At 62.3% G+C, this 3,211-nt stretch carries 5 protein-coding genes; all 5 read right to left on the reverse strand.

What is annotated here, in order from left to right; all coding sequences use genetic code 11:
• Positions 1-461 precede the first annotated feature (461 nt).
• Positions 462-911 carry a hypothetical protein gene (locus G3N58_RS33585; protein WP_167284255.1) on the reverse strand — a complete coding sequence of 150 codons (450 nt, stop codon included), beginning with the start codon at positions 909-911 and terminating at the stop codon, positions 462-464.
• Positions 912-1,015: 104 nt separating this feature from the next.
• Positions 1,016-1,321, reverse strand: a complete 306-nt coding sequence (locus G3N58_RS33590) for a hypothetical protein (RefSeq protein ID WP_167045060.1) — start codon at positions 1,319-1,321, stop codon at positions 1,016-1,018.
• A 315-nt stretch (positions 1,322-1,636) separates the two neighbouring features.
• Complete coding sequence (locus G3N58_RS33595) at positions 1,637-2,053, reverse strand: biopolymer transporter ExbD (RefSeq protein ID WP_206001342.1); 417 nt, start codon at positions 2,051-2,053, stop codon at positions 1,637-1,639.
• Between the two features lie 18 nt (positions 2,054-2,071).
• On the reverse strand, positions 2,072-2,803 hold the full coding sequence (locus G3N58_RS33600; protein WP_167045066.1) for a MotA/TolQ/ExbB proton channel family protein: 732 nt from the start codon (positions 2,801-2,803) through the stop codon (positions 2,072-2,074).
• Between the two features lie 26 nt (positions 2,804-2,829).
• A partial coding sequence (locus tag G3N58_RS33605) for an energy transducer TonB (protein WP_206001343.1) occupies positions 2,830-3,211 on the reverse strand: 382 nt, incomplete at its 5' end.

Raw genomic sequence — 3,211 nt, forward strand, 5'->3', positions numbered from 1 at the left:
TGCTCAACGTATGCGCCAGCGCTGCTTCAGCGAGCTCGCGAGGGTAGGTGGTCATTTCGGCGCACCAGTCACGGAACGTCGACCGGAATCCGTGAACCGTCAGGTCTGAATAGCCGACCTTGCGCAGTACCTTGCTCGCAGGCACAATCGCGAAACTAGCTCTTAAAACCGTATACGGTTGCCAACGCGCCCCGGCGTATCGCTAGCCGGGGCCGTCGATGTGCCGGGAGCAGGGCGCTTCCAGCCGCGGCAAATACGCATGACGTACATGGCCGTATCTCGGCGGGAGTGAGTTCCTCGCCATCTTTCCGCAGTACTGCGGATGCGACTGAGCGGATGCATAAGTCACGTAACAGCCGAGCAGGTTCGGCACGAACGCGCGGGTTTTATCTTGTACAGAGCACCGCGCGCCGCATCAACTGCTTCAATCGACACCCACGTTAACCGCAATGGATGCGTTGTTACTCGCTCTGTGCCGGCCGTCCCGTCTTGACGGCATCAAGTGCCGAAATTGCGGCAAGCAGCCGTTTCGATGAAGCCGATTCGAGCAATTGCAATCCCGCGCGCAGCAGTTCACTCTTCTTGACCGCGACGCCGGCATCGAGGCATTTCCGCTTGAGCAGGGCGATTCGCTCATAGTCGGCCTTGGGCATCGTGAAGCTGTCGCGAACGACCTTGTCTTTCTTCGCATGCCTGACTTTGCTCTTTCCGCCGGCGTCCTGAGCAGGCGCTGCGGCTGCGGAACGAGTCGGTGCGGCAGCGTTGCCTGCCTTGGATTTCTCTGCCTTGGTCTTGCTGGCGCGGACGGTTTTCGCGGGTGCGGCCGCTTCGGGTTGTTCCTTTGCCGCATCGGTCGACTTAGGGAAATGAAACGTCTTCTTTGTAGATTTGCGTGCAGTGACTGTGGCCATATTGGGCTCCTGGTTGAAAACGATATAAACAGTATATACGGTTTATATCGGTCCGTTGCCAGATTCATGGTGTTTTACGCGCGCCGGCATGGCTGGCGCGTGGCTCAGCGTCTCAGCCGGTATCCGGCGTGTCTCTTGACGAATTCATGGAAGTGGCGATTGCCGATCGCGCTCGCCCAGGCATTGACCCAGTCGGTTGCGATCGCTCTTTCTACTGCGGAATCCGCGCGCATGAGGCGAACGGTCGCGATGCGCAGGCGCAAGAGCGCGTATTCCTTCTTCGTACATTCCCTACGCGAAACGGACGTGTCTTCACGCATCGCAGGCAAGCAAAAGATTCGAAAGAAATTCGGCGGCGTAGAACCGGGTTCGCACACATCGATCTTGTGAGCATAGTAGAGTGGCGACATACCTGTCCAGGTGGGGTTTTCGCGAAGCGCGGCGACCGGTTGAATCCGCAGTCGGCTTCGGTCGTTCGATCACGAATGCGCGAGGCGCTAAACCAGGAGAACTGGCAGTCTTGAGACTGTCTCCGGTGTTGCCACGTTATCGCGCGATACGTCGAAGCGTGTCGTGTTCAACGCATGCCGGCCGTCGAGAAATGCAATGCCGAACTCGCATCCACCAGGCCGCGAATCATAAGGTAAGCGAAGAAACCGCTGGAAGCCCGAGCGCCAGTTCAGGCGCGAGCGCAAACCTCGAAAGACGTTGCACCGCGCAGCGGTCTAGCGTTTCGGCTCGGTAACGAAGCCGATTCTGGTCAGGCCACCCGCATAAGCGGCGGACATCACCTGTGCCACGGATTCGTAGGCGGCCTTGCGATCCGCACCGAGATGCAGTTCCGGCAGCGGATTCCCGCGTGCGGCAGCGACGATCTTCTCGCGCAGCGCAGCGGGTCCGACCGGCTGGCCGTTCCATAACACGGTGCCGTCGGCCTCGATCGATACCTCGATCTGCGCCGCCTTCGTGTCTTCCTGGCGGCTGCTGGCGTGCGGCAGTTCGATGTTCACCGCGTGGCGTAGCGTGGGGATCGTCACCATGAAGACGATCAGCAGCACCAGCATCACGTCGACGAGCGGCGTCATGTTGATGTCGGCCATCAGGCCGTCGTCTTCGTCGTCGGTAAAAGCGGCGAGTGCCATTTCCGTACCTGGCGGGGATCAGTCGTTGACGGTGGCGAGCCGCAGGCCGGCGCCCTGTTCCGAGGCCGGCAGGCTCGGGTCGCTCACGCAGTACGCGTGAAGCCCATGCGCGAACCGCTTCAGCTTTCCGGCGAGCGCCTTGTTGGCGCGTGTCAGCGCGTTGTAACCCAGCACGGCGGGAATCGCGACAAAGAGGCCGAACGCCGTCATGATCAGCGCCTCGCCGACCGGGCCCGCGACCCGGTCGATCGACGACTCGCCCGCCATGCCGATCGCCAGCAGCGCGTGATAGATACCCCATACCGTACCGAGCAGCCCGACGAACGGCGCGGTACTGCCGACCGACGCGAGGATTGAGAGTCCGCTCTGCAGATGGGCGATGCTTTCGTCCATCGTGTCTTTCAGGCAGCGCGTGATCCAGTCCGACACGTCCACGCGCTCGCGCTGAAGCGGCTGCATCCGGCGATGATGCTCGGCCGCTTCCTTGCCCGCCAGTGCGAGCGCGAGAAACGGATTGGCGCGCAGCATTGCCGCACGGTTTTCCGCCGGCTTCGCGCTGTCAGTAAAGGCATCCAGATGTCGGGTGGCCTGTTCGACGCTGCGGGCCAGCCGCTTGAGCCGGATCACGTTCCAGCCTTTGACGATCATCACGCTCCACGAGAGCACCGACATGACCAGCAGTGCGAGCGCGATGCCGCGCGTCACGAAATCGCCGGCTGTCAGGAAGTGCGCAATACCGTAGTTCTGCATAATAGATTCCTCGTTGAATATCCGCGCTAGTCGTTCAGCGCGAATACGAAAGGAACGGACGTCGGCACACGGCGCGGCGTGCCGTTCTCAAGATAGGGCCGGCAGCTGCTGTCGCGCACGGCGGCCAGCGCCGCTTCGTCGAGACGGCTGTGTCCGCTGCTGCTTTTCAGTTCCACGGACTCAGGCTGGCCCGTCAAGCCCACGATGAACTTCACCGTCACGGAGCCCGATTCGCCGCGTTTGCGCGACAGTTCCGGGTAGGGCGGCTGGGCAATGCCGCAGTGCAGATGCGAGATATCCTGCGGGGCATCGAGGGCCATCGTGGGGCGGCCCGGGCTCGCGTCGGGCGGCGAAGAGGGCGGCGCCGGCGGGGCGGATGCCGCGGCGGCTGGGGTCGCGGCGGGCGAT

The organism is Paraburkholderia sp. Ac-20342, from assembly GCF_017104985.1.
In the GTDB taxonomy this organism is placed as follows: Bacteria; Pseudomonadota; Gammaproteobacteria; order Burkholderiales; family Burkholderiaceae; genus Paraburkholderia.